This window comes from Yoonia litorea (genome assembly GCF_900114675.1).
Taxonomy (GTDB): domain Bacteria; phylum Pseudomonadota; class Alphaproteobacteria; order Rhodobacterales; family Rhodobacteraceae; genus Yoonia; species Yoonia litorea.
Window position 1 is genome coordinate 260,835 of record NZ_FOZM01000001.1, and the last position, 20,203, is coordinate 281,037.

The following is a 20,203-nucleotide window of genomic DNA, read 5'->3' on the forward strand; positions in this document are numbered from 1 at the left end:
GCGCTGTGGCGCGTCGCCATCACGCACCCTACCTTTGATGCAAAGGAGAATTGCCATGACCAACCCTCTGTTGACCGAGTGGACCACGCCATTTGGCCTGCCACCATTCGATGACATTAGCGATGAAGACTATCTGCCAGCCGTTGAGGCCGCATTGGCTGATGCGCGTGCCAATATCGCGGCGATTGCGGAAAACCCGGAACCGCCGACTTTCGCCAATACAATCGAAGCGATGGAGCGCGCGGAAGGTCTGCTCAACAAAGTATTGGGCGCTTTCTACAATGTAGCTGGCGCTGACAGCAATCCGCGCCGCGAGGAACTGCAACGCGAATTTTCACCGATGTTGAGCGCTTACGGGTCCGAAATCACCGAGAACAAGGCGCTTTTTGCGCGTGTCGAGGCACTTTGGAACGACCGCGAAAATCTCGACCTGACCCAAGAGCAGCAGCGGGTTCTGATGCTCACCCGACGCGGATTTGTCCGCTCCGGTGCAAAGTTGGAAGGTGCAGAGGCGGCGCGTTTGCGCGAGGTGAAGGCACGGCTCGCCATTCTGGGGACTGAGTTCACCCAAAACCTGCTGGCTGACGAACGTGAGTGGTTTATGGTGCTAGCGCAGGACGATCTTGAAGGATTGCCTGATTTTGTCATCGCAACGGCCCGTGCCGCAGGCGAGGAAAAAGGTGCGAGTGGGCCGGTCGTGACCTTGTCTCGCTCTTTGATCGTCCCGTTTCTACAATTCTCTGATCGGCGTGACTTGCGTCAAAAAGCCTATGAGGCGTGGGGCGCGCGCGGGGCCAATGGCGGTAAGACCGACAACCGTGCCATTGCAGCCGAAATCCTGCAACTGCGCGAGGAGCGCGCCAAGCTTCTCGGCTATGACAGCTTTGCCGACTACAAGCTTGAAACCGAAATGGCAGGCACGCCTGCAGCCGTGCGCGATCTTTTGATGGATGTCTGGGAGCCTGCCAAAGCTGCCGCTGAAAGTGATGCAAAAGCGCTTGAGCGGCTGCTGCACTCTGATGGCTTCGATGGCCCGCTAGAGCCTTGGGACTGGCGCTATTACGCGGAAAAGCGCCGCAAGGAACTGCATGACCTCGATGAGGCAGAACTCAAACCGTATCTGCAACTTGATCGCATGATCGAAGCGGCGTTCGCATGTGCCAATCGGCTATTTGGATTGGAATTCACACCTGTTGAAGGGCCCGTCTATCATCCCGATGTCCGTTTGTGGAATGTCACGCGAGATGGTGCGCATATCGCGGTCTTCATTGGTGATTACTTTGCGCGCGGATCAAAGCGGTCGGGTGCTTGGTGTTCTGCAATGCGAAGCCAGCACCGCCTTGACGGCGAGGTCAGGCCGCTCGTTGTCAATGTCTGTAACTTTGCCAAACCTGAGGCCGGGAAACCTGCGCTTCTTTCTTATGATGATGCGCGGACGCTCTTCCACGAATTTGGTCATGCGCTGCACCAGATGCTGTCCGATGTAACCTATGAGAGCATTTCAGGGACATCCGTGGCGCGCGACTTCGTCGAATTGCCAAGCCAACTTTACGAACACTGGCTTGAGGTGCCGCAGGTGTTGTCGGAATTCGCGACACACGCCAAAACCGGTGAGCCTATGCCTGAAGAGCTTTTGGAGAAAGTTCTGGGCGCTGCGACCTATGACATGGGTTTCCAGACCGTTGAGTACGTTGCGTCCGCGCTTGTTGATCTGGGTTTCCACGACGGCCCCGCACCGGCGGACCCCATGCAACGACAAGAAGAAATCCTGCAGGACATCGGTATGCCGCGTGCCATCAGGATGCGCCATGCGACGCCACATTTCGCCCACGTCTTTGCGGGTGACGGTTATTCAAGCGGATACTATAGCTACATGTGGTCAGAGGTGATGGACGCCGACGCATTTGCCGCGTTTGATGAGGCAGGTGACCCGTTTGATCCAGAGACGGCGAAGCGGCTCGAAGAAACGGTGCTTTCTTCTGGTGGTTCGGTCGATGCCGCTGAGCTTTACAAGGAGTTCCGAGGCCGTCTGCCAGGTGTTGACGCCCTGCTGAAGGGTCGCGGTCTGGACACTGCAGCTTAAATGCGCGTGTCGTCGGGGTGGCGTTCCACCCCGACGGGGTCTTTATGGATCAGTACATCCGCTTGCGGGTAGGCGGCAATGATTGCGCGCCGCAGTGCGGCTCCGATGGCATGCGCCTCATCCAGTGTCTGCGTCCCGTCGAGCTCGATGTGGAGGTTCACGAAAACCTTGCTGCCCGCCTGACGTGTCTTGAGGTCGTGAAAGCCGTGAACACCGTCAAAATCTGCAACAAGTTCGCTAATTTCGGCAATCATGGCTGGGTCGGCTTGCCGATCCATTAAGGCATCCCAGGCGCGTTTGCCGATCCGCACAGCTCCGACCGCAAGGAAGGCCGCCGCAGCAAGTGCTACGACACTGTCGATCTGATGCAGTCCTAGTGCGCCTGAGGCCCAAAGTGCGATAATCGCCCCGATGTTCGGGATCAAATCCCCCATGTAATGAAGGCTGTCTGCTGCAACGACTTTATTGCCAGTTCGGGCAGCCACATAACGTTGCCAGAGGACCAACGCGAACGTCACGGCAATCGAAAATGCCAAGACGGCGATCCCCTGACCTTCGCGTTCAGGCAGGGTCACGGTGTCGGACAAAAGGCGCAGAACGGCAGCAGTTGCAATCACACCGGCCGAGACGAGGATGAACAGCGATTGCCCCAATGCAGCAAGGTCCTCGGCGGACGTATGACCGAAGTTATGGTCATCATCCGCCGGTTTTGCAGCATAGAGAATAGCGACCAGCCCACCGAGGGACACCATCAAATCTAGCGCGCTGTCCGCCAAAGTTGCAGCAACGGCGAGCGAGCCTGTCTGACCCAAGGCCCAGAGCTTTGCCACAACCAAGATGAGGGCAACGGTGACGGAAAGCACACCCGCCGAGGTGTTGAGGCGTTTTGCTGAAGTGTCTGGCATCAGGCGAAAGGTTTAGTCGCGAATTTCCGCTTCACCAATACCCCAAAGGGCGGATCTGTGCACCCAGCCACGATATCCGCCAGCACTCAGGCGGCACCAGTCCGGATCACACTCGCCCAAACGACCGATCACGCCGGGTTCAAGTAAGGCAGTTTCAATTGCGTTGTCCTCGGGCCGTGCCCTGAGCGGGATTTGTTCGGCACCCATCACAATGGCAGTACGCGCGCCGGAGAGCATCCGGAAATGCACCCAGCCACCTTGCCCGTCGCGATCAATCACCCGTCGCCAATGGCCGTATTCGGCGATGACCTGCAATGGCATATCCCTGCGTTTGAAAACCCAGTCGATCCGGTGGGACAGGGAAGGGCCGCGCCGTACGTTGGCCTCTGACGCCCGCAAGGACACAAATCGCGGCAGTGGAAGATTTGTCTCGGGGCCGATCGCGGGCCCGGCGGCGAGCTCTTGTGCATGAAGAAAACTGCCCAGCTGTGCAAACAGACAGACCAGCACAACGCCCAAGCCCTGCGTCAAACGTTTCATTCTTTGCCCAATACTGCTCTTTTTCTGGCGCGCGGTTCTTGTGCAGCGCGTCCCTTTCGCGCAACCTGACATGCAAAGCGTATTTTGCAAAGCCACGAGGAGAGGTTGATGCCAGGTAAGCATTTGAGTGTTGTTGTAACGCGACGGTTGCCTGAGGTTGTCGAGACCCGCCTGAAAGAGCTTTTCAATGTCACCTTGCGTGACGATGACACACCCATGACCACTGATGAGTTGGCCGCTGCAATGTCAGAGGCCGACGTTCTGGTGCCAACAATCACTGATCACATTGATGCCAAACTTCTGGGACGGGCAGGGGATCGTCTGAAACTGATTGCGAACTACGGGGCAGGTGTTGACCATATCGACGTGGCGACAGCCCGCCAGCGCGGCATCCATGTCAGCAATACACCTGGCGTCATGACAGAAGACACTGCCGATATGGTGATTGCGCTGATGATGGCTGTCAGCCGCCGGATGGGCGAGGGCATGGCATTGGCGCAATCAGACAAGTGGCAAGGGTGGTCGCCAACAGCGATGCTTGGAACGCGCCTGCGCGGCAAGCGTCTCGGAATATTGGGCATGGGTCGGATTGGGCAGGCTGTGGCGCGACGCGCTGCGGCGTTTGGCATGGGCGTGCATTATCACAATCGCAAACGCTTGCGCCCCGAAGTGGAAGAAGAGCTTGATGCGACCTATTGGGAAAGCCTCGATCAAATGGTCGCGCGTATTGATGTGCTTTCGATCAATTGTCCGCACACACCCTCAACCTTCCATCTGATGAATGCACGGCGGCTGAAACTGATGAAACCGGATGCGCTGATCGTGAATACCTCGCGCGGGGAGGTCATTGACGAAAACGCTCTCACACGGATGCTGCGTGCCGGTGAAATCGCTGGTGCAGGGCTAGACGTATTCGAGCGTGGTCACGACATTAACCCACGTCTGAAAGAGCTTCAGAACGCAATCCTGCTGCCACATATGGGATCGGCGACTGTCGAAGGCCGGATTGAGATGGGAGAGAAGGTCATCATCAATATCAAGACCTTTGCAGATGGCCATAGGCCACCTGACTTGGTTATTCCGGCAATGCTCTGAACATTCTGGCGGTCGTTGCGTCAGAGACGAGACAGCGCAACCTTTGCGCGTTATTCGCCCATTTTCACATTGACCTGCTCGCTCTCGAGCAGCTTCACTTCACGCTGCGGGAACGGAATTGAGATACCATTTTCCTGAAAGGCATCCCAAAGCGCGAGATACACGTTGCCCCTGATGTTTGTCAGGCCACCTGTCGGGTCGCTGATCCAGAAACGCAAAAGATAATCGACCGAGCTGTCGCCGAAGCCGACGATGTGACAGACGGTCGGGCGGCTCTTGAGAACCCTGTCCACGCTTTGCGCAGCGTCGATTGCAACGCGGCGAACCTCATGTGGGTTGTCCGCGTAGGACGTGCCGAAGTTGATATCGAGCCGGACATATTCGTTTGAATGCGACCAGTTGACGACCTGTCCTGTGATCAGGTCTTCGTTCGGGATCAGGTATTCACGGCCATCGCGAGTGACCACCGACACATAGCGCGCACCCAAGGAGTTGATCCAACCGAACGTGTCGCCAAGGCTGATGACGTCGCCCGGTTTGATTGACTTATCAAGCAGGATGATCACGCCCGAAACGAGGTTCGAAACCACTTTCTGCAAACCAAAGCCAAGGCCAACACCAATAGCACCCGACAGAACTGCTAGGCCGGTCAGATCAATGCCAAGCGCGCGGACGCCCAGAAAGAAGGCCGCACCGTAAAACGCGATCTGGATACCCTTGACGATCAGCACCTGCATGGACGGGCTGATATCGTCGTTGGCTCTTACCCGTGCGGCGGTCGTCGACGTAAAGAACCGGGCCATGGCGACCAGCACAGTCAGGATGACAATCCCCTGCACTAGCAACAACAGCGAGAACCTGATTTCACCAATGCTGAACCCGATGCTGTCGAGAAGCCGCTCAGCAGGTTCAAGCAAGCCTAGAATTTGCAGTGTGACCCATGTCCAAGCGCCATAGCGCACCAATTTTCGTAAAAACGGGCTCTTGATCAGACGGGTTGCGAAAACAATGACCAGCCAGGCAAATGCAAGTGTTCCGACGATGCCCAGCAAATAGCTTCGGCTTGGCCATGTGATCTCGCGCATGACCAAAATCACCAGCCAGATCAGCCCGACGAAGAAAATCGCTCTCAGTCGCTGATGGATCACAACCAGAATGCGCATGCGCCACTTCGGCCAGTTCTCGCGCGAGGCCATCCACGACCGGATGCGCGGTCCCAAAAGGGCGCGCAATAGGTGAGCAACGAGGAAGATGCCAACAACGATAAGCAGTTGATAGAGGTTCCACGTCCGGAACATTGACTCAATGGCGATCTGCACCTGCGAAATCAGCATCTCGCCGATATCGAGAACCTCCTCCAGAGCGACTTCAGTCGCATCTGCCGTTGGCTCGGCTGGTTGTTCCTCGTGTTCGGCCATTTGCGCCTTTTCGTAGTGGTGACGACATCAGCTTCGCACGGCCCTGACAGAAACCACAAGCACGACGTCTTTTTACATCCTTGAGGTATTGCCTATTCGCAGCTGTCAAGGCTTGCCCGGTGAGCGGGACCACCTTAACAAAGTCTTAACAATTTTCTGTGGAGTGCTTTTGAGATGTCAGTTTCTTTGGTTTTGTTGGTGCTCTTGGGCGGCGCGTTGTTGATCCCTCTGATCGGAGATGATGGCGACGACGGTGCGAATGAGATCAAAGGTGGACCCGAGAATGATGAACTGAACGGCACTCCTGGCCCTGATCTGATCCGCGCGTTTCTGGGTGACGATGTCATCAACGGCAACGGAGGCGAGGACGATTTGCGCGGCGGCGACGGAGAAGACACCATTACCGGCGGTGCCGACCGTGACGTGATTGATGGCGGGAGCGAAAACGATCAGCTCTTCGGCCTTGGCGGAAACGATACAATCGAAGGTGACGCCGGCGATGACTTCATCGACGCCGGTGAAGGCAACGACATCGTGCGCGGCGGAAATGGCAATGACACGATTGTCGGCAATCTCGGCACCGACACGTTGCGGGGCGAAGGCGGTGACGACGATATTTTCCTATGGGGTGATGAAGGCCGTGCCTACGGCGGCCAGGAGAATGACGAACTCGTCATGGTGACAGGGCGCGGTGTGCTTGATGGTGTCGCCGGAGAGAACACGTTTTATGCACTCGCAAATGATGATGACGCACAACAGACTGTCGCAATTATTCAGGAATTGGACTTTGGCGACGAGATCGTGATGACAATCGACACTGACGACGGCTCAGTTGTCGACAAGGACCTGATCGTGACTGTCACAGAAGGATCAATCAACGGAATCGATGGATACAACATCGAAGTCGGTTTTGCCGATCCTGGCGATGAGCCAGACAATTTCGAAACGTCCCGCGCCTTTGTTTACGGGACAAGTCGCGACATTGATGACGTGGTGGCGTCCATCAAAGTTGATGTCACCGTTGACGCGGAACTGAGTGTTGCAGGTGCGCAGGAAACCTTTGCAGCCGTGAAGGCTGGTGCAACTGCTCCGGCACAGGTGAGCCCAACCCCCGTCGTTTAGGGTTTTCTGGCTGCCTATCTGGGTCAGCGTTTCCGTACGTACCATGCCGCGTTCGGCAGCGGCTATTGCAGAGATTCTTGTGCTTGCGAGATGTGAGGCTCGGGTGTATCTGAGCCCTTATGACAATGGTTTTTGACATGGATGATCGCGCGCGCCTGCCTTGGCGGTTTTTCGGTGCATCCTGCACGATCCTAGCACGCGGCTAAGGCGCAGCCTTTCCGTCACCCTGATCATTTCTGACTTTTACAAAACGGGAGAGGACCAATGTCCCCCAAGACGCTCTATGATAAAATCTGGGACGCGCATGTCGCCCATGAAGCCGAAGACGGCACTTGCCTGCTTTATATCGACCGCCACCTTGTCCATGAGGTGACCAGCCCGCAAGCCTTTGAGGGGCTGCGCATGGCTGGTCGCAAGGTGCGTGCACCCGAGAAAACAATCGCTGTGCCGGACCACAACGTCCCCACCACGATGGGTCGCGAAGACCCCAAAAACATGACCGAGGACAGCGCCATTCAGGTGGCCGCGCTCGACAGCAATGCTAAGGAATTCGGCATCCACTACTACCCTGTGACCGACGTCCGTCAGGGCATCGTGCACATCGTTGGGCCAGAGCAAGGTTGGACACTGCCCGGAATGACCGTCGTCTGCGGTGACAGCCACACGGCAACGCATGGTGCTTTCGGTGCGCTGGCCCATGGCATTGGCACGTCCGAGGTGGAGCACGTTCTGGCCACCCAGACGCTGATCCAGAAGAAGTCGAAGAACATGAAGGTCGAGATCACCGGCAAGCTCCGCCCCGGTGTGACCGCCAAGGACATCACCCTGTCCGTCATCGGCGCGACCGGCACAGCCGGCGGCACGGGCTATGTCATCGAATACTGTGGCGAAGCAATCCGCGACCTGTCGATGGAAGGCCGCATGACCGTCTGCAACATGGCGATCGAAGGCGGCGCGCGCGCGGGCCTGATCGCGCCTGACGAAAAGACGTTCGAATACTGCAAGGGCCGCCCGCACGCACCAAAAGGTGCCGCATGGGAGGCCGCTGTGGCCTACTGGAAGACGCTCTTCACTGATGAAGGCGCGCATTTCGACAAGGTGGTCACCATCAAAGGCGAAGATATCGCCCCTGTTGTCACCTGGGGCACATCACCCGAAGATGTCCTGCCAATCACCGCGACTGTTCCCGCCGCTAGCGACTTCGAAGGTGGCAAGGTGGGCGCTGCACAACGCTCGCTTGACTACATGGACCTCAAGCCCGGCACGCCGCTCAAGGATATTGAGATCGATACGGTCTTCATCGGATCCTGCACAAACGGTCGGATTGAAGACCTGCGCGCTGCCGCAGACATTTTGAAGGGCAAGAAAATCGCCGTGAAGCGTGCGATGGTTGTGCCCGGTTCAGGGCTTGTGCGTGCGCAGGCCGAAGAAGAGGGGCTTGCGCAGATCTTTATCGATGCCGGTTTCGAATGGCGTCTGGCAGGGTGCTCGATGTGTCTGGCGATGAACCCGGATCAGTTGGCACCGGGCGAGCGTTGCGCTGCGACGTCGAACCGGAACTTCGAGGGACGCCAAGGTCGTGGCGGCCGGACGCATCTGATGTCGCCTGCGATGGCCGCTGCTGCCGCAATTACCGGCAAGCTGACCGACGTACGGGAGATGATGTGATCCGTGGCACGGCACCTAAGCGGGCTGTCCGCAATGGATCCTGTTCAGGAAACCTTGCGCAGCTCGCTGTCCGACTTCAACACAGCATCACCGTCGCATTGTTCGATCTGGTAGGCAGGATCGTCGGCAGTCGCGTGACATGTCACGTCGGTTCCATCAATCGTCAATGTCACGCTTTCGGTGAATTTTTTGACGACCTGCCCGGTGCCTGTGCCCTTCGACCAATCCCATTTGACCCGCGTACCTCTACGGTATGACATGATTTCACCTTTCATTGTCTGAAGGACCAACAGCAGAAAAAGCACAATGGTTCCCGCAGACGCCTCAGGAGGCAAAAATGCAAGCTTTCACCAAACTCAGCGGCATCGCCGCGCCACTGCCACTGGTCAATATCGATACCGATATGATCATTCCCAAGCAGTTCCTTAAAACGATCAAGCGCTCCGGTCTTGGCGTGAACCTCTTTGACGAGATGCGCTATGACGATGACGGCAAAGAGATCCCTGAATTCGTCCTGAACCAACCGCAGTATCGCGAGGCACAGATCCTTGTCGCGGGTGATAACTTCGGCTGCGGTTCGTCACGCGAACACGCCCCTTGGGCGATTGCCGACTTCGGGATCACCTGCGTGATCGCGCCAAGCTTCGCTGACATCTTCTACAATAACTGCTTCAAGAACGGCATTTTGCCAATCGCGTTGCCGCAGGAACAGGTCGATGTGCTGATGAAGGATGCGGAAAAAGGTTCTAACGCCCGCATTGAAGTCGATCTCGAAGCACAAACAATCACCTCGTCGGACGGTGAGGTCTTCACCTTTGACGTTGATCCTTTCAAGAAGCACTGCCTGATGAACGGGCTTGATGACATCGGTCTGACGATGGAAAAGGCATCTGCGATTGACAGTTTCGAAGCACAGGCAAGTGCCGCCCGTCCTTGGGTCTGACTGCCCAAAATCCAGCGACAAAGCCGCGCGATGCGCGGCTTTTTTGCGTTTTGGCCACTAAATTAAATGTGAATGCAGCTTAAACAACGATTAAGGTTGCAAACGCGCACCACTCTAGAGTGAAATCGACTCATTAAAGATTTTTCAGAGAAGCGGCTGTTGCCGAAAAGCTTTTTCAAACGGCAACATCATTACATGATGACTTGGCTCAGCCAATCTCTCGTCATTACCATCAGCCCGGTGCAAGCGGTCGGGCAAAAGGATTAAAAAGTGCTGTTTCGATTGCCCGGAGCATTTGTCAGAGCCGCATTGGTCGTGATGCTGATCATCATGCCGCATGCGCTTCTGCCCGGACGCAGTGGTGACAGTGCCCAGATCGTTGCATTGGCCGCCGTGTTTGCTGCCTTGTTTACGATCGTTGAATACATCTCGACCAGCCCAAGCCTCGTGGAATTTCGGGATGCGCCCCCCTTCAATCGCGTCAGATTCTCGGCGCTCTTTGCGACGGTCTTATGCCTGTCAGTGATCTTCCGTGGCGCTGAAGACCCAACAGCGGTTTCGGATTTCTTTCAGCTCAGCGGATCGGCCTTGGGGGTCGCGATTGATTTTCCCTATTCCCCGCTGCGGTTGATGCTGGATCAGATGCCCGCATCCGTGTCCGAGGATACATTGGTGCGCGTGCGTGATGCGGCTGGCCTGATTTATTTGATTGCCAGCGTCTCGGTCATCTACTTTATCGTCCTGCTCCGGTTCTATCGCTGGCCCCGTCGCAACGAGGCCTTCAACGTCTGGATCAACCTGCCGACATTCGACCCGACATCTGGCGGTGATGTGATCAAGCGCCTCCGCCGCGATGCGCGTTTTAACATTTTGTTAGGAATTGCCGTCCCATTTTTGATCCCGACAGTGATTTGGATCATTGGCGCTGTCGGGACGTCAATCAATCTCCAAAGCACGCAAACCTTGATCTGGGTCTTGGCGGCATGGGCATTCATACCTGCAAACCTGTTGATGCGAGGCGTCGCAATCAGCCGGATTGCCTATATGATCGAACTCCAACGGCGCAGGGCATATGGCGACAGAGACGTTGGTGTGCCGCGCTATTCCTGATTGCTGCGCAAACGTCCCCGATCAGTGCCCAAGACAGTCTGCGCGTCGCAACCTATGCGGCACCACTCAGTCGTGATGGGCCGGGGCTGTTATTGCGTGATATCCGACGCGGGCAGGACCCACAGATCGCCGCCATTAAGGCGGTCATAGCGACCATCTCGCCCGATATCCTTGTTCTGACCGATTTTGACTATGACCATGACGGTCTGGCTCTCTCTGCATTCGCTGAGACTACAGGTTTGGACTATACGCACCGCTTTTCGAGACTGCCGAATGCGGGGCAACCTTCCGGTTTCGACATTGACGGTAACGGGCGCACTGGCGATGCGCGCGATAGTCTGGGGTACGGGCGGTTCACTGGTGACGGCGGGGTCGCCGTGTTGTCGCGCTATCCGTTCAATCAAGACGGTTTCGTTGACCATACAGCGATGTTGTGGCGCGACCTGCCGGATGCGCAGCTTCCAATGGCCGAGGGTCGGCCGTTTTTGTCAGATGAAGTACTCAAAGTGCTGCCTCTCTCATCTACAGTGCATTGGAACCTGCCCGTTGTCGTGCCGCAAGGTCAGTTGAGACTTCTGGTTTTTGCGGCAACGCCTCCGGTCTTTGATGGACCGGAGGACATGAACGGCCACCGCGCCCGCGACGAATTGCGATTATGGGAGAATGTTCTGGATGGCCAAATGGGCGCGATACCGGAAGCTTTTGTCGTGGTGGGCAATGCAAACCTCGATCCACTGGCAGGTGATGGCGACCGCGCGGCAATGGCGACTTTCCTGCGCCGCCAAGACCTCTCTGATCCTCATCCGGGGCAGCCGAATGCCGACTGGGGCACAGACGGGCCGGGGCAGCTACGCGTCAGCTATGTTCTGCCCTCGTCGGATTGGCAGGTTGTCGGCGCGGGAACGTTTTGGCCCGACGCCGACATGAGCGAGGCAGATTCATTAAGTGACCAATGGGATGCGGTCGGACCGCATCGTCTGGTTTGGGTGGATATCAGCCGGTAGGCCTGCGCACATGACGGCCTCACGGCTGGAGGGCTGAAAGTCTGGCAGCAGGCGGTGCAGCTTCTCACAGTTGACGCTGTGATTGAGCGCATAGAGATAGCGCATTTCGCGAAGCTCACGGGCCAACTCCCAGAAAGGCGACAGAATGGTCATCATCCACCAGGGAAAGCGACTGATCTTGAAGGTGCGGCCAGTGTAGCGGGCGAGTGTGTTGCGCAGTTCGTTGATCGTGAAGCTGTGTCCTTCGAACGGAATATCTTCAAATTGTGCGAGGGTCTCGCGCTTTTCGGCCAGCATGACAGCGGCGCGTGCCCAGTCTGGCACGTAGGCATAGGCTTGGAGGGTGTCAGGATCGCTGCCTGCGGTAATCTTGCCTTTGGCGACGTCACGCAGGACGAACAGGCTCATGATGTCGCCATTGCCGTCAGGGTCGATGAAGTTTCCGGCACGTAAGATGATCGTCTGGACACCAGAGTCGCGATAGGCCTTTTCCATTTCGATACGGGTGCGTCCTTTGCGAGTTGTTGCCAGATGCGGTGTGTTTTCGTCAAAGACACCGGGCTGGTCGCCGAAATTGTAGACGTTGCCAGGGATGATCACAGTGGCGCCGCTGGCCCTGGCCGCGGCGATGACCTGTCGCGTGATTTGCGGGATCACGGTTGCCCAGTTGTGATAGTTTGGCGGGTTCAGACCGTTGACGATCACATCCGCCCCCTTGGCTGCTTTGGTCATGTCGCCGGTCTTGCGGTCGTAGTGTCGGACCGTCCAGCCAGCGGCGGCAAAGGCCTCTGCGCTGCGCTGTCCGATTTTTCCGTTTCCGCCGAGGATAAGAACTGAGGGCATTTCGGGTCTCCTTCCGTTTCCGTTGACCCAGTTTGCGAAATTCAAATATGAAAAGAAATTGCCAGAATTTTGCTATCATGTATTCAATACTGAATGGATAGGTCTTTCGACAAACTTGACTGGTCATTGGTGCAGGCGTTTCTGGCCGTGGCTGAAACGGGCAGTCTCTCGGGTGCGGCGGGGGTATTGGGGACGAGCCAGCCCACCTTAGGGCGGCAAATAAAACTGATGGAAGCCCAGCTTGGCGTGGAGTTGTTTCACAGGCAGTCGCGCGGCTTTGCTTTGACCGAGACAGGCGCTGCGCTGGTCGCACCTGCGCAGGCGATGCGGGACGCGGTGCGCCAGATCAGCTTGCAGGCGGCTGGCCGGCAGACGCAACTGGAAGGGACGGTGCGGATCACGGCGAGTGTTGCCTTCTCGGTTTACCACCTGCCACCGATCATCGCCGAAATCAGGGCGCTGGAGCCCAAAATCGCGATTGAGCTTGTGCCGTCTGACAGCACCAGAAACCTGCTTTATCGCGAAGCAGATATCGCCATTCGGATGTATCGCCCGACTCAGCTTGATCTGATCACAAAGCATCTTGGCGAGGTGCCGCTATCGGTCTTTGCCGCCAAATCCTATCTTGATGCGCGGGGGCGGCCACACTCCATAGAGGATCTGCTCGCGCATGATATCGTCGGTTATGACGCCAACACCGATATCCTGAACGGATTTCAAACGGCCGGTGCCGAGGTGACGCGCGATTTCTTCAAGACCCGTTGTGATGACAACATCGCCTACTGGGAACTGGTGCGCGCCGGCTGCGGGATCGGCTTTGCCCAAACCATGCTTGGCCGTGCAGAGCGCAGGGTTGAGGAGTTGGACGTTGGATTGGAATTACCGACGCTTCCCGTATGGCTCACTGCGCATGAAGCGATGCGACAGACACCTCGTATTCGGCGGGTCTGGGACTTGTTAGAAAGGCGACTCAAGCCCTTGGTCTCTTGAACATGGGCGACGGTCGCGCTAGGGGCTTGGCAACCAATTCAAGCAAGGACAGTCCCATGGCAAACCCATCCCTTTTGATCCTCGCCGGTGACGGCATCGGCCCTGAAGTCATGGACGAAGTGAAGCGGATCATCGGCTGGTTTGGCGACAAGCGTGATCTGACCTTTGATGTCTCTGAGGACCTCGTCGGTGGCGCCGCCTATGATGCGCATGGTGTGCCTTTGCACGATGATACGATGGCCAAGGCGCAGGACGTTGATGCGGTGCTGCTGGGTGCAGTGGGCGGCCCGAAATACGATGACCTTGATTTCAGTGTGAAGCCAGAACGTGGCTTGCTGCGCCTGCGCAAGGAAATGGATCTTTTCGCGAACTTGCGCCCGGCCCAGTGTTTCGACGCTTTGGCGGACTTCTCATCGCTGAAAAAGGATGTTGTTGCAGGTCTTGATATCATGATCGTGCGTGAACTGACCTCCGGCGTCTATTTTGGCGAGCCTCGCGGGATTCATATTGAGGACAATATGCGCGTTGGCATCAACACCCAGCGCTACACCGAAGCCGAAATCGAGCGTGCGGCCCGCGCGGCCTTTGATCTGGCGATGAAGCGCAACAAGAAGGTCTGCTCGATGGAGAAGGCCAACGTGATGGAAAGCGGCATCCTCTGGCGCGATGTCGTGACCGAGGTGCACGCAGACTACCCCGAGGTCGAACTGAGCCACATGTACGCCGATAACGGAGCGATGCAGCTTGTGCGCGCGCCAAAGCAGTTTGATGTCATCCTGACGGATAACCTCTTTGGGGACATCCTGTCGGATTGTGCGGCGATGCTGACAGGTTCGCTTGGTATGTTGCCATCAGCTTCGCTTGGGTTGCCAATGGCCAACGGTCGTCCAAAGGCGATGTATGAACCGGTACATGGTTCTGCACCGGATATCGCAGGGCAGGGCAAAGCCAACCCAATTGCCTGCATCCTGTCGTTTGCAATGGCGCTGCGCTATTCCTTTGACGAAGGCAGTGAAGCCGATCGTCTGGAAGCTGCTATTGAGAAGGTTTTGGCTGACGGCGCGCGCACTGCCGATCTGATGGGGCCTGAGGGCGGCACACCGCTGAGCACCACGCAGATGGGTGATGCTATCCTCGCGGCGCTGGACGAAAGCCTCTAATCAAGACCGGAGAGGGGGCGCTTGCAAGGTGTCCCCATGCGCTAGCTAGTCGCCGCCAGCAATGCTGCATTGCAGCGTGATCGCTTGACTTGTGAGGTGATCAGGTTTTGATAGCGGTAACACCCTATCAAGGATCTGACCCATGTCACCGAACGCAAAAGGCGCGCTGCTGGCGCTTTTAGCATTTGCAATCTTCGCCACCCACGATGTCATCGTAAAGGTGCTCGGTGGCACCTATGCTCCTTTCCAGATCGTGTTCTACAGCGTCTTGCTGAGCTTCCCGCTGGCCATGATCATGTTGATGCGGGACGCCACCCCGGGGACATTGGTGCCAAAACACCCATGGTGGCTTGCGTTGCGCACTGGCGCTGCTGTCGCAACCGGTGTTTCAGCGTTCTATGCGTTTTCTGTTCTGCCATTGGCGCAGACCTACGCAATCCTTTTTGCGGCGCCACTGCTGATCACCATTCTGGCAATCCCGATTTTGGGTGAGAAGGTGCGCATGCGCCGTTGGCTTGCAGTCTTGGTCGGGCTTGCAGGGGTGCTGGTGGTGTTGCGTCCGGGACAGACAGAGCTTTCACTGGGCCACCTCGCAGCTTTGGTTGCCGCTGTAGGCGGATCGCTCGCATCTATCGTTGTGCGCAAGATCGGATCAGAAGAACGCCCTGTGGTCATGCTGGTTTACCCGATGATGGCGACGTTCATCACGATGGCCTGCGCGCTTCCATTCGTCTACAAACCCATGCCGATCGAACATCTCGGGATGCTCGGGATTATTGCGGTGTTTGCCTGGATCGCTGGCCGCCTTGTGATTGCGGCCTACCAGACCGGCGAGGCGGCCATCATCGCACCCATGCAATACAGCCAGATAATCTGGGCAAGTATATTTGGCTATGTCTTCTTCGATGAGGTCATCGACGCCACGACAGGTGTTGGGGCTGCAATTATCATCGCCAGCGGCCTTTATATCGTGCTGCGTGAAAGCAAGGCTGGGAACTCGCAGAATACGCCTGTCTTGCGCACGAGGTCGCGGCCAGAAACAGGAGCAACGCCGCGTATCTCTATCCGGATGCGCGCGGCAGGAAAGACCCCGCCACGACCAGAAGAAGCGCGACGTTCGGACGCCACCTAGTCGTGGACCACAAGGTCCGGCGGATCGAAGCTATGGGCATCGGCACGTGACCAGCGCTTGCGGTAGATCGGATTGTCGTCGCCGTCATCCAGCAGGAAGCCATCGCGGAGATAGGCGTAGACGTCGTTGCTTTCGGTGATGCGCCCGTCTGCCCGCCGCGTCATGAAGTGGTATGGCAGGAATCCGCAAGGATCGTCGAGACCAGCCGCCCCTGCCATTTCACCCAGTGCTTTCAATGTATTTGCGTGAAAGCGTGCCACGCGCTTGGCCTTGTCTGGCACCACCAGCGCTTTCTGCCGCAATGGATCCTGCGTCGTGACCCCCACAGGGCAGTGGTTGGTGTGGCATGCCTGCGCCTGAATGCACCCGATGGCGAACATATAGCCACGAGCGGAGTTGCACCAATCGGCCCCGATAGAGAGCGCCTTGGCAATATCAAATGCGGAGACGATCTTGCCCGCCGCACCGATCTTGACCTGATCGCGCAGACCTGCGCCGCGCAGTGTGTTGTGCACAAAGGTCAGCCCTTCGACCATCGGCATTCCAACGTGGTTTGCAAACTCAAGAGGGGCGGCACCTGTTCCGCCTTCGGTGCCGTCCACTACGATGAAGTCAGGCACAATACCGGTTTCGAGCATCGCTTTTACGATGCACATAAATTCGCGCCGGTGGCCGATGCAGAGCTTGAAGCCCACAGGTTTGCCATTCGACAATTCGCGCAACTCACCGATGAATTTCATCAATCCCATCGGACCGCTGAAGGCGCTGTGGGCTGCAGGGGACACGCAGTCCTGACCCATCGGAATTTCGCGGGCTTCAGCAATCTCTGGCGTGATCTTTGCTGCCGGCAGCATACCACCGTGGCCAGGTTTCGCCCCTTGACTGAGCTTCAGTTCAATCATCTTGACCTGAGGGTCAGCCGCCTGTTCGGCGAAGCGGTCCGGATTGAACGAACCATCATCGTTGCGGCATCCGAAATACCCTGAGCCGATTTCGTAGATCAGGTCGCCGCCGCCTTGCCGGTGGTAGCGGCTGATCCCGCCTTCGCCGGTGTCATGGGCAAACCCGCCCATCTTGGCGCCTTGGTTCAACGCAGAGATGGCGTTGGCCGAAAGAGAGCCGAAACTCATGGCCGAGATATTGTAAAGCGAGGCTTCGTAGGGTTGCTTGCAGTCCGGGCCGCCGATTGTGACGCGAAAGTCTGTATTGCTAAAATGGATCGGCTGCACCGAATGGGTCAGCCAGGAATAGCCTGCTTCATAGACTTTTTCGTGGCTCCCGAATGGGCGTTTGTCCTCTGCGCCCTTTGATCTTTGATAAACAAGTGATCGCTGTTCGCGACTGAATGGCTGTTCTTCCTGATCGCTTTCAATCAGATACTGCCGGATTTCGGGGCGTATCTTTTCGAACAGAAACCGGATGTGGCCGAGGATTGGGTAATTCTTGAGAACCGCATGCTTTGTCTGGGAGACATCGCGCAACCCCAAGAGTGTCAGTGCACCAAAGAGCGCGGCAAGTAAGAGGACCCAAGGTTCCCAAATTCCAATGATCAAACAGATGACCGTCAGGATTGCGACTGTCACCAATGTTGCATAGCGCTGCAACTCTATCAGTTTTTGCACGCCAGTTTCCTCCCTGTATTGCTCTCACACTAGGCGGGCACTCGGTCGAACGGAAGAAGGTTTTCAGGCGTCTCTGCCTTGGCAAGCCGATCAGAAGTCTGGCTTCACACCCGGCAGGTCCAGCGTTTTGATTAAATCGCGCAATTCCTGTCGGGCAGCGATGTTGGAGATGCTCAGGCCCTTCACACCTATGTCCCGCAGGTCAAGCAACGTCAGACCACGTGGAAAAAGCTCGCGAAATACGACCCGCTCGCTGAAGCCCGGACCAGTCCGAAAGCCAATGCGTTTTGAAAGTTTGGCGACGACTCGCTCCATTTTTTCCTTGTTGATCATCGCTTGCGATCCGACACGATTGCGCAAGACGATCCAGTCTATCGGGGCAAGGCCGGCCTGCGCGCGCGGTTGTTTGGCGCTCCAGACCATTTCGGAATAAACAGAAGGCCCCAGAATTTCCTCACCTTCGCTGTCAACGCGGGCGAGCATGTCGAAATCGACAAAGCTGTCGTTCAGCGGGGTGATCAGCGTATCAGCAAGCGAATGTGCAACCTGTGACACACGGGTATGCGAACCCGGACAGTCGATCAGCACAAAATCCATGGTGTCCTGCACGCTGCCGATCGCTGCATAGAGGCGCTGATCAATCGACTGGCTCGCTTCATCAGGGGAGCCTGCATCGTGCTCTGGCAATGGCACAAAAGTGGGTGTCGGGAGGTCCAGTCCCTCCTTTCGCATGAATTCAACACGGTTCTGCAAGTAACGCCCGAGCGTCAGTTGGCGCAGATCAAGGTCAAGCACAGCGATCTTGTGTCCCATACGGGCCAATGCGGTTGCCACATGCATCGACACTGTAGATTTGCCGGCACCGCCCTTTTCGTTGCCGACGACAATGATGTGCGCCACGTGCTGATTCCCTGCTCGTTTTCTTTGCCGCGGACTATAAGAATCCCCAGCAGTGGGCGAAAGTCGAAGCGCAGTTGCTGATGTCGTTTTTTAGCGCGCTTGACAGCGCCGCTGCAAAAGCGCAAGAGCGCGGCAGAGGACGCGGAAGCCGCGTGAGCATCGTCAGGGGTAATGGCCCCTCGCAACCGTCCGAATATTCCACAGAGCACCCACTTCACGCGGGGGGAGCAGCGCAGGTTCGGCCAACAGCATAAGCTGATGGTCAGAAGCCCGCCCAACCCAAGCGACGCGCCCGGCATCTGCCGGAGCGCAATGATATGTGGGCCATCGGCCCCGAAGAAAGGTGTCCAGAAATGGATTTTGATATGCTGGGCCTCGCGCCCCGACTGATTAATGTTCTCAAAGAACAGGGGATCACCGATCCCACCCCGATCCAACAGCAAGCCATCCCGCACGCGATGAATGGCCGCGATGTCATGGGGCTTGCCCAGACCGGTACGGGCAAAACCGCTGCTTTTGGTCTGCCGATGATCCACGCGCTGATGAAGGCTGGTGTCAAACCGAACGCCAAGACCGCACGCGGCCTGATCCTTGCACCCACGCGGGAATTGGCAAAGCAGATCGCGGACAACCTGACGAATTACACCAAAGGGACGCACCTCAAAGTCGCCTTGGTCGTGGGTGGTGCTGGCATTGTCGCCCAGACGAAGCGCTTGGCCGGCGGTGTTGACCTGCTGGTCGCAACGCCGGGCCGATTGATCGACCTGCTCGACCGTCGTGCGATACGGTTGGAAGAGACAATCTATCTGGTGCTGGACGAGGCAGACCAGATGCTCGACATGGGCTTCATCCATGCGTTGCGCCAGATCGCTCCACTACTGGCGAAGGACCGCCAGACAATGATGTTCTCTGCCACGATGCCAAAATTGATGAATGAGTTGGCCGACACATACCTCGACAAGCCGGTCCGCGTGCAGGTGAACCCTCCGGGGCAGGCAGCGACCAAGATCAACCAGTCTGTGCACTTCGTCGCGCAGGCGGCGAAAATGGATCTGCTGGTGGACCTTCTGGACAAGCACCGCGATGAGCTGGCGCTGGTCTTTGGGCGCACCAAGCACGGCTGCGAGAAGATGTATAAACATCTGGAGAAGAAGGGCTTTGCCGCCGCTTCGATCCACGGCAACAAATCCCAAGGCCAGCGCGACCGGGCACTTGAGGCGTTCAAGCAGGGCAAGGTTCGTGTGCTGGTCGCAACAGACGTGGCGGCGCGAGGGCTGGATATTCCGGCGGTGCGCCATGTCTACAACTACGATCTGCCCAATGTGGCCGAAAACTACGTCCACCGCATTGGCCGTACCGCACGAGCAGGGGCTGATGGCTCGGCTGTTGCGCTCGTCGCTCCGGATGAGATGATCGAGTTGCAGGATATCGAACGCGCAATGAAGGAAGAGATCCCCGTGGCCTCCGGCCGCCGTTGGGAGGTCCAACCGGGTCAGAAGAAGCGACCAAACGGTCGCACCGGTGGTGGCCGCCGCAGCGGGGGTGGGCGTCCACAAGGGGCAAAGCCCGGCGGTGGTAAGCCTGGCGGGTTCAAGCGGCGCGGCAGCGGAAAAGGACGTGGGCGCGGAAAGGCTGCGAGCTGAGTCAGGCGTAGCAGAGACTGCTGCG

18 protein-coding genes are annotated in these 20,203 nt (G+C 57.3%); 11 read left to right on the forward strand and 7 right to left on the reverse strand.

Annotated elements, in window-relative coordinates; genetic code table 11:
* The first annotated feature begins 55 nt into the window (after window positions 1-55).
* On the forward strand, window positions 56-2,083 hold the full coding sequence (locus tag BM316_RS01380) for a M3 family metallopeptidase (RefSeq protein WP_090203054.1): 2,028 nt from the start codon (window positions 56-58) through the stop codon (window positions 2,081-2,083).
* Here BM316_RS01380 and BM316_RS01385 read toward each other — a convergent pair.
* Window positions 2,080-2,988 (reverse strand): cation diffusion facilitator family transporter, encoded by a 909-nt coding sequence (locus BM316_RS01385; RefSeq protein ID WP_090203057.1) that lies wholly within the window; start codon window positions 2,986-2,988, stop codon window positions 2,080-2,082. The two genes, BM316_RS01380 and BM316_RS01385, sit on opposite strands and share 4 nt — an antisense overlap.
* Window positions 2,989-3,000: 12 nt before the next feature.
* Window positions 3,001-3,528: an SH3 domain-containing protein gene (locus BM316_RS01390; RefSeq protein WP_090203060.1), complete on the reverse strand. Its 528-nt coding sequence runs from the start codon at window positions 3,526-3,528 to the stop codon at window positions 3,001-3,003.
* Between the two features lie 108 nt (window positions 3,529-3,636).
* On the opposite strand from BM316_RS01390, the gene BM316_RS01395 reads away from it, so the two are divergent.
* Window positions 3,637-4,623 carry a 2-hydroxyacid dehydrogenase gene (locus tag BM316_RS01395; protein WP_090203063.1) on the forward strand — a complete coding sequence of 329 codons (987 nt, stop codon included), beginning with the start codon at window positions 3,637-3,639 and terminating at the stop codon, window positions 4,621-4,623.
* A 50-nt stretch (window positions 4,624-4,673) separates the two neighbouring features.
* On the opposite strand, the gene BM316_RS01400 is transcribed toward BM316_RS01395, so the two are convergent.
* Entirely contained in the window at window positions 4,674-6,041 is a 1,368-nt protein-coding gene (locus tag BM316_RS01400; protein ID WP_090203065.1) for a mechanosensitive ion channel family protein, read from the reverse strand.
* Between the two features lie 174 nt (window positions 6,042-6,215).
* On the opposite strand from BM316_RS01400, the gene BM316_RS01405 reads away from it, so the two are divergent.
* Together BM316_RS01405 and leuC are read left to right on the forward strand one after the other, a co-directional pair.
* Window positions 6,216-7,163 carry a calcium-binding protein gene (locus tag BM316_RS01405; RefSeq protein ID WP_090203068.1) on the forward strand — a complete coding sequence of 316 codons (948 nt, stop codon included), beginning with the start codon at window positions 6,216-6,218 and terminating at the stop codon, window positions 7,161-7,163.
* A gap of 264 nt (window positions 7,164-7,427) precedes the next feature.
* A complete protein-coding gene (gene leuC / locus BM316_RS01415; protein ID WP_090203073.1) occupies window positions 7,428-8,831 on the forward strand; it encodes a 3-isopropylmalate dehydratase large subunit in 1,404 nt (467 codons plus the stop codon).
* Window positions 8,832-8,875: 44 nt separating this feature from the next.
* Here leuC and BM316_RS01420 read toward each other — a convergent pair whose 3' ends face one another.
* On the reverse strand, window positions 8,876-9,091 hold the full coding sequence (locus tag BM316_RS01420) for a hypervirulence associated TUDOR domain-containing protein (protein WP_090207333.1): 216 nt from the start codon (window positions 9,089-9,091) through the stop codon (window positions 8,876-8,878).
* A gap of 77 nt (window positions 9,092-9,168) precedes the next feature.
* Between BM316_RS01420 and leuD the strand changes: the two genes are divergently transcribed.
* The 3 genes from leuD (at window position 9,169) to BM316_RS01435 (ending at window position 11,888) form a co-directional block, all read left to right on the forward strand.
* Window positions 9,169-9,774 (forward strand): 3-isopropylmalate dehydratase small subunit, encoded by a 606-nt coding sequence (gene leuD, locus BM316_RS01425; protein ID WP_090207335.1) that lies wholly within the window; start codon window positions 9,169-9,171, stop codon window positions 9,772-9,774.
* A gap of 270 nt (window positions 9,775-10,044) precedes the next feature.
* Window positions 10,045-10,884 (forward strand): hypothetical protein, encoded by an 840-nt coding sequence (locus BM316_RS01430; RefSeq protein ID WP_242649702.1) that lies wholly within the window; start codon window positions 10,045-10,047, stop codon window positions 10,882-10,884.
* Window positions 10,885-10,976: 92 nt separating this feature from the next.
* Complete coding sequence (locus tag BM316_RS01435; RefSeq protein ID WP_242649703.1) at window positions 10,977-11,888, forward strand: endonuclease/exonuclease/phosphatase family protein; 912 nt, start codon at window positions 10,977-10,979, stop codon at window positions 11,886-11,888.
* Here BM316_RS01435 and BM316_RS01440 read toward each other — a convergent pair.
* Window positions 11,826-12,731, reverse strand: coding sequence for an NAD-dependent epimerase/dehydratase family protein (locus tag BM316_RS01440; protein ID WP_090203078.1), 906 nt, complete (start codon window positions 12,729-12,731; stop codon window positions 11,826-11,828). The two genes, BM316_RS01435 and BM316_RS01440, sit on opposite strands and share 63 nt — an antisense overlap.
* A gap of 93 nt (window positions 12,732-12,824) precedes the next feature.
* Here BM316_RS01440 and BM316_RS01445 point away from each other — a divergent pair, with 93 nt between their 5' ends.
* The 3 genes from BM316_RS01445 to BM316_RS01455 all read left to right on the forward strand — a co-directional run bounded on the left by BM316_RS01445 (window position 12,825) and on the right by BM316_RS01455 (window position 16,013).
* Window positions 12,825-13,721 (forward strand): LysR family transcriptional regulator, encoded by an 897-nt coding sequence (locus tag BM316_RS01445; RefSeq protein ID WP_090203081.1) that lies wholly within the window; start codon window positions 12,825-12,827, stop codon window positions 13,719-13,721.
* 56 nt (window positions 13,722-13,777) lie between these two features.
* Entirely contained in the window at window positions 13,778-14,881 is a 1,104-nt protein-coding gene (gene leuB, locus BM316_RS01450) for a 3-isopropylmalate dehydrogenase (protein WP_090207340.1), read from the forward strand.
* A gap of 142 nt (window positions 14,882-15,023) precedes the next feature.
* Window positions 15,024-16,013: a DMT family transporter gene (locus BM316_RS01455; RefSeq protein ID WP_090203084.1), complete on the forward strand. Its 990-nt coding sequence runs from the start codon at window positions 15,024-15,026 to the stop codon at window positions 16,011-16,013.
* Here BM316_RS01455 and BM316_RS01460 read toward each other — a convergent pair.
* Both BM316_RS01460 and BM316_RS01465 read right to left on the reverse strand, forming a co-directional pair.
* Window positions 16,010-17,635 (reverse strand): FMN-binding glutamate synthase family protein, encoded by a 1,626-nt coding sequence (locus tag BM316_RS01460; RefSeq protein ID WP_090203090.1) that lies wholly within the window; start codon window positions 17,633-17,635, stop codon window positions 16,010-16,012. The two genes, BM316_RS01455 and BM316_RS01460, sit on opposite strands and share 4 nt — an antisense overlap.
* Window positions 17,636-17,725: 90 nt before the next feature.
* Window positions 17,726-18,535: a division plane positioning ATPase MipZ gene (locus BM316_RS01465; protein WP_090203093.1), complete on the reverse strand. Its 810-nt coding sequence runs from the start codon at window positions 18,533-18,535 to the stop codon at window positions 17,726-17,728.
* Window positions 18,536-18,888: 353 nt separating this feature from the next.
* Here BM316_RS01465 and BM316_RS01470 point away from each other — a divergent pair, with 353 nt between their 5' ends.
* Entirely contained in the window at window positions 18,889-20,178 is a 1,290-nt protein-coding gene (locus tag BM316_RS01470) for a DEAD/DEAH box helicase (protein WP_090207343.1), read from the forward strand.
* Window positions 20,179-20,203 lie beyond the last annotated feature (25 nt).

Bases quoted from the DNA above. Each gene is read 5' to 3' on its own strand.
- BM316_RS01380 (WP_090203054.1), top strand. From the start codon at position 56: ATGACCAACCCTCTGTTGACCGAGTGGACCACGCCATTTGGCCTGCCA.
- BM316_RS01385 (WP_090203057.1), bottom strand. From the start codon at position 2,988: ATGCCAGACACTTCAGCAAAACGCCTCAACACCTCGGCGGGTGTGCTT.
- BM316_RS01390 (WP_090203060.1), bottom strand. From the start codon at position 3,528: ATGAAACGTTTGACGCAGGGCTTGGGCGTTGTGCTGGTCTGTCTGTTT.
- BM316_RS01395 (WP_090203063.1), top strand. From the start codon at position 3,637: ATGCCAGGTAAGCATTTGAGTGTTGTTGTAACGCGACGGTTGCCTGAG.
- BM316_RS01400 (WP_090203065.1), bottom strand. From the start codon at position 6,041: ATGGCCGAACACGAGGAACAACCAGCCGAGCCAACGGCAGATGCGACT.
- BM316_RS01405 (WP_090203068.1), top strand. From the start codon at position 6,216: ATGTCAGTTTCTTTGGTTTTGTTGGTGCTCTTGGGCGGCGCGTTGTTG.
- leuC (WP_090203073.1), top strand. From the start codon at position 7,428: ATGTCCCCCAAGACGCTCTATGATAAAATCTGGGACGCGCATGTCGCC.
- BM316_RS01420 (WP_090207333.1), bottom strand. From the start codon at position 9,091: ATGTCATACCGTAGAGGTACGCGGGTCAAATGGGATTGGTCGAAGGGC.
- leuD (WP_090207335.1), top strand. From the start codon at position 9,169: ATGCAAGCTTTCACCAAACTCAGCGGCATCGCCGCGCCACTGCCACTG.
- BM316_RS01440 (WP_090203078.1), bottom strand. From the start codon at position 12,731: ATGCCCTCAGTTCTTATCCTCGGCGGAAACGGAAAAATCGGACAGCGC.
- BM316_RS01445 (WP_090203081.1), top strand. From the start codon at position 12,825: ATGGATAGGTCTTTCGACAAACTTGACTGGTCATTGGTGCAGGCGTTT.
- leuB (WP_090207340.1), top strand. From the start codon at position 13,778: ATGGCAAACCCATCCCTTTTGATCCTCGCCGGTGACGGCATCGGCCCT.
- BM316_RS01455 (WP_090203084.1), top strand. From the start codon at position 15,024: ATGTCACCGAACGCAAAAGGCGCGCTGCTGGCGCTTTTAGCATTTGCA.
- BM316_RS01470 (WP_090207343.1), top strand. From the start codon at position 18,889: ATGGATTTTGATATGCTGGGCCTCGCGCCCCGACTGATTAATGTTCTC.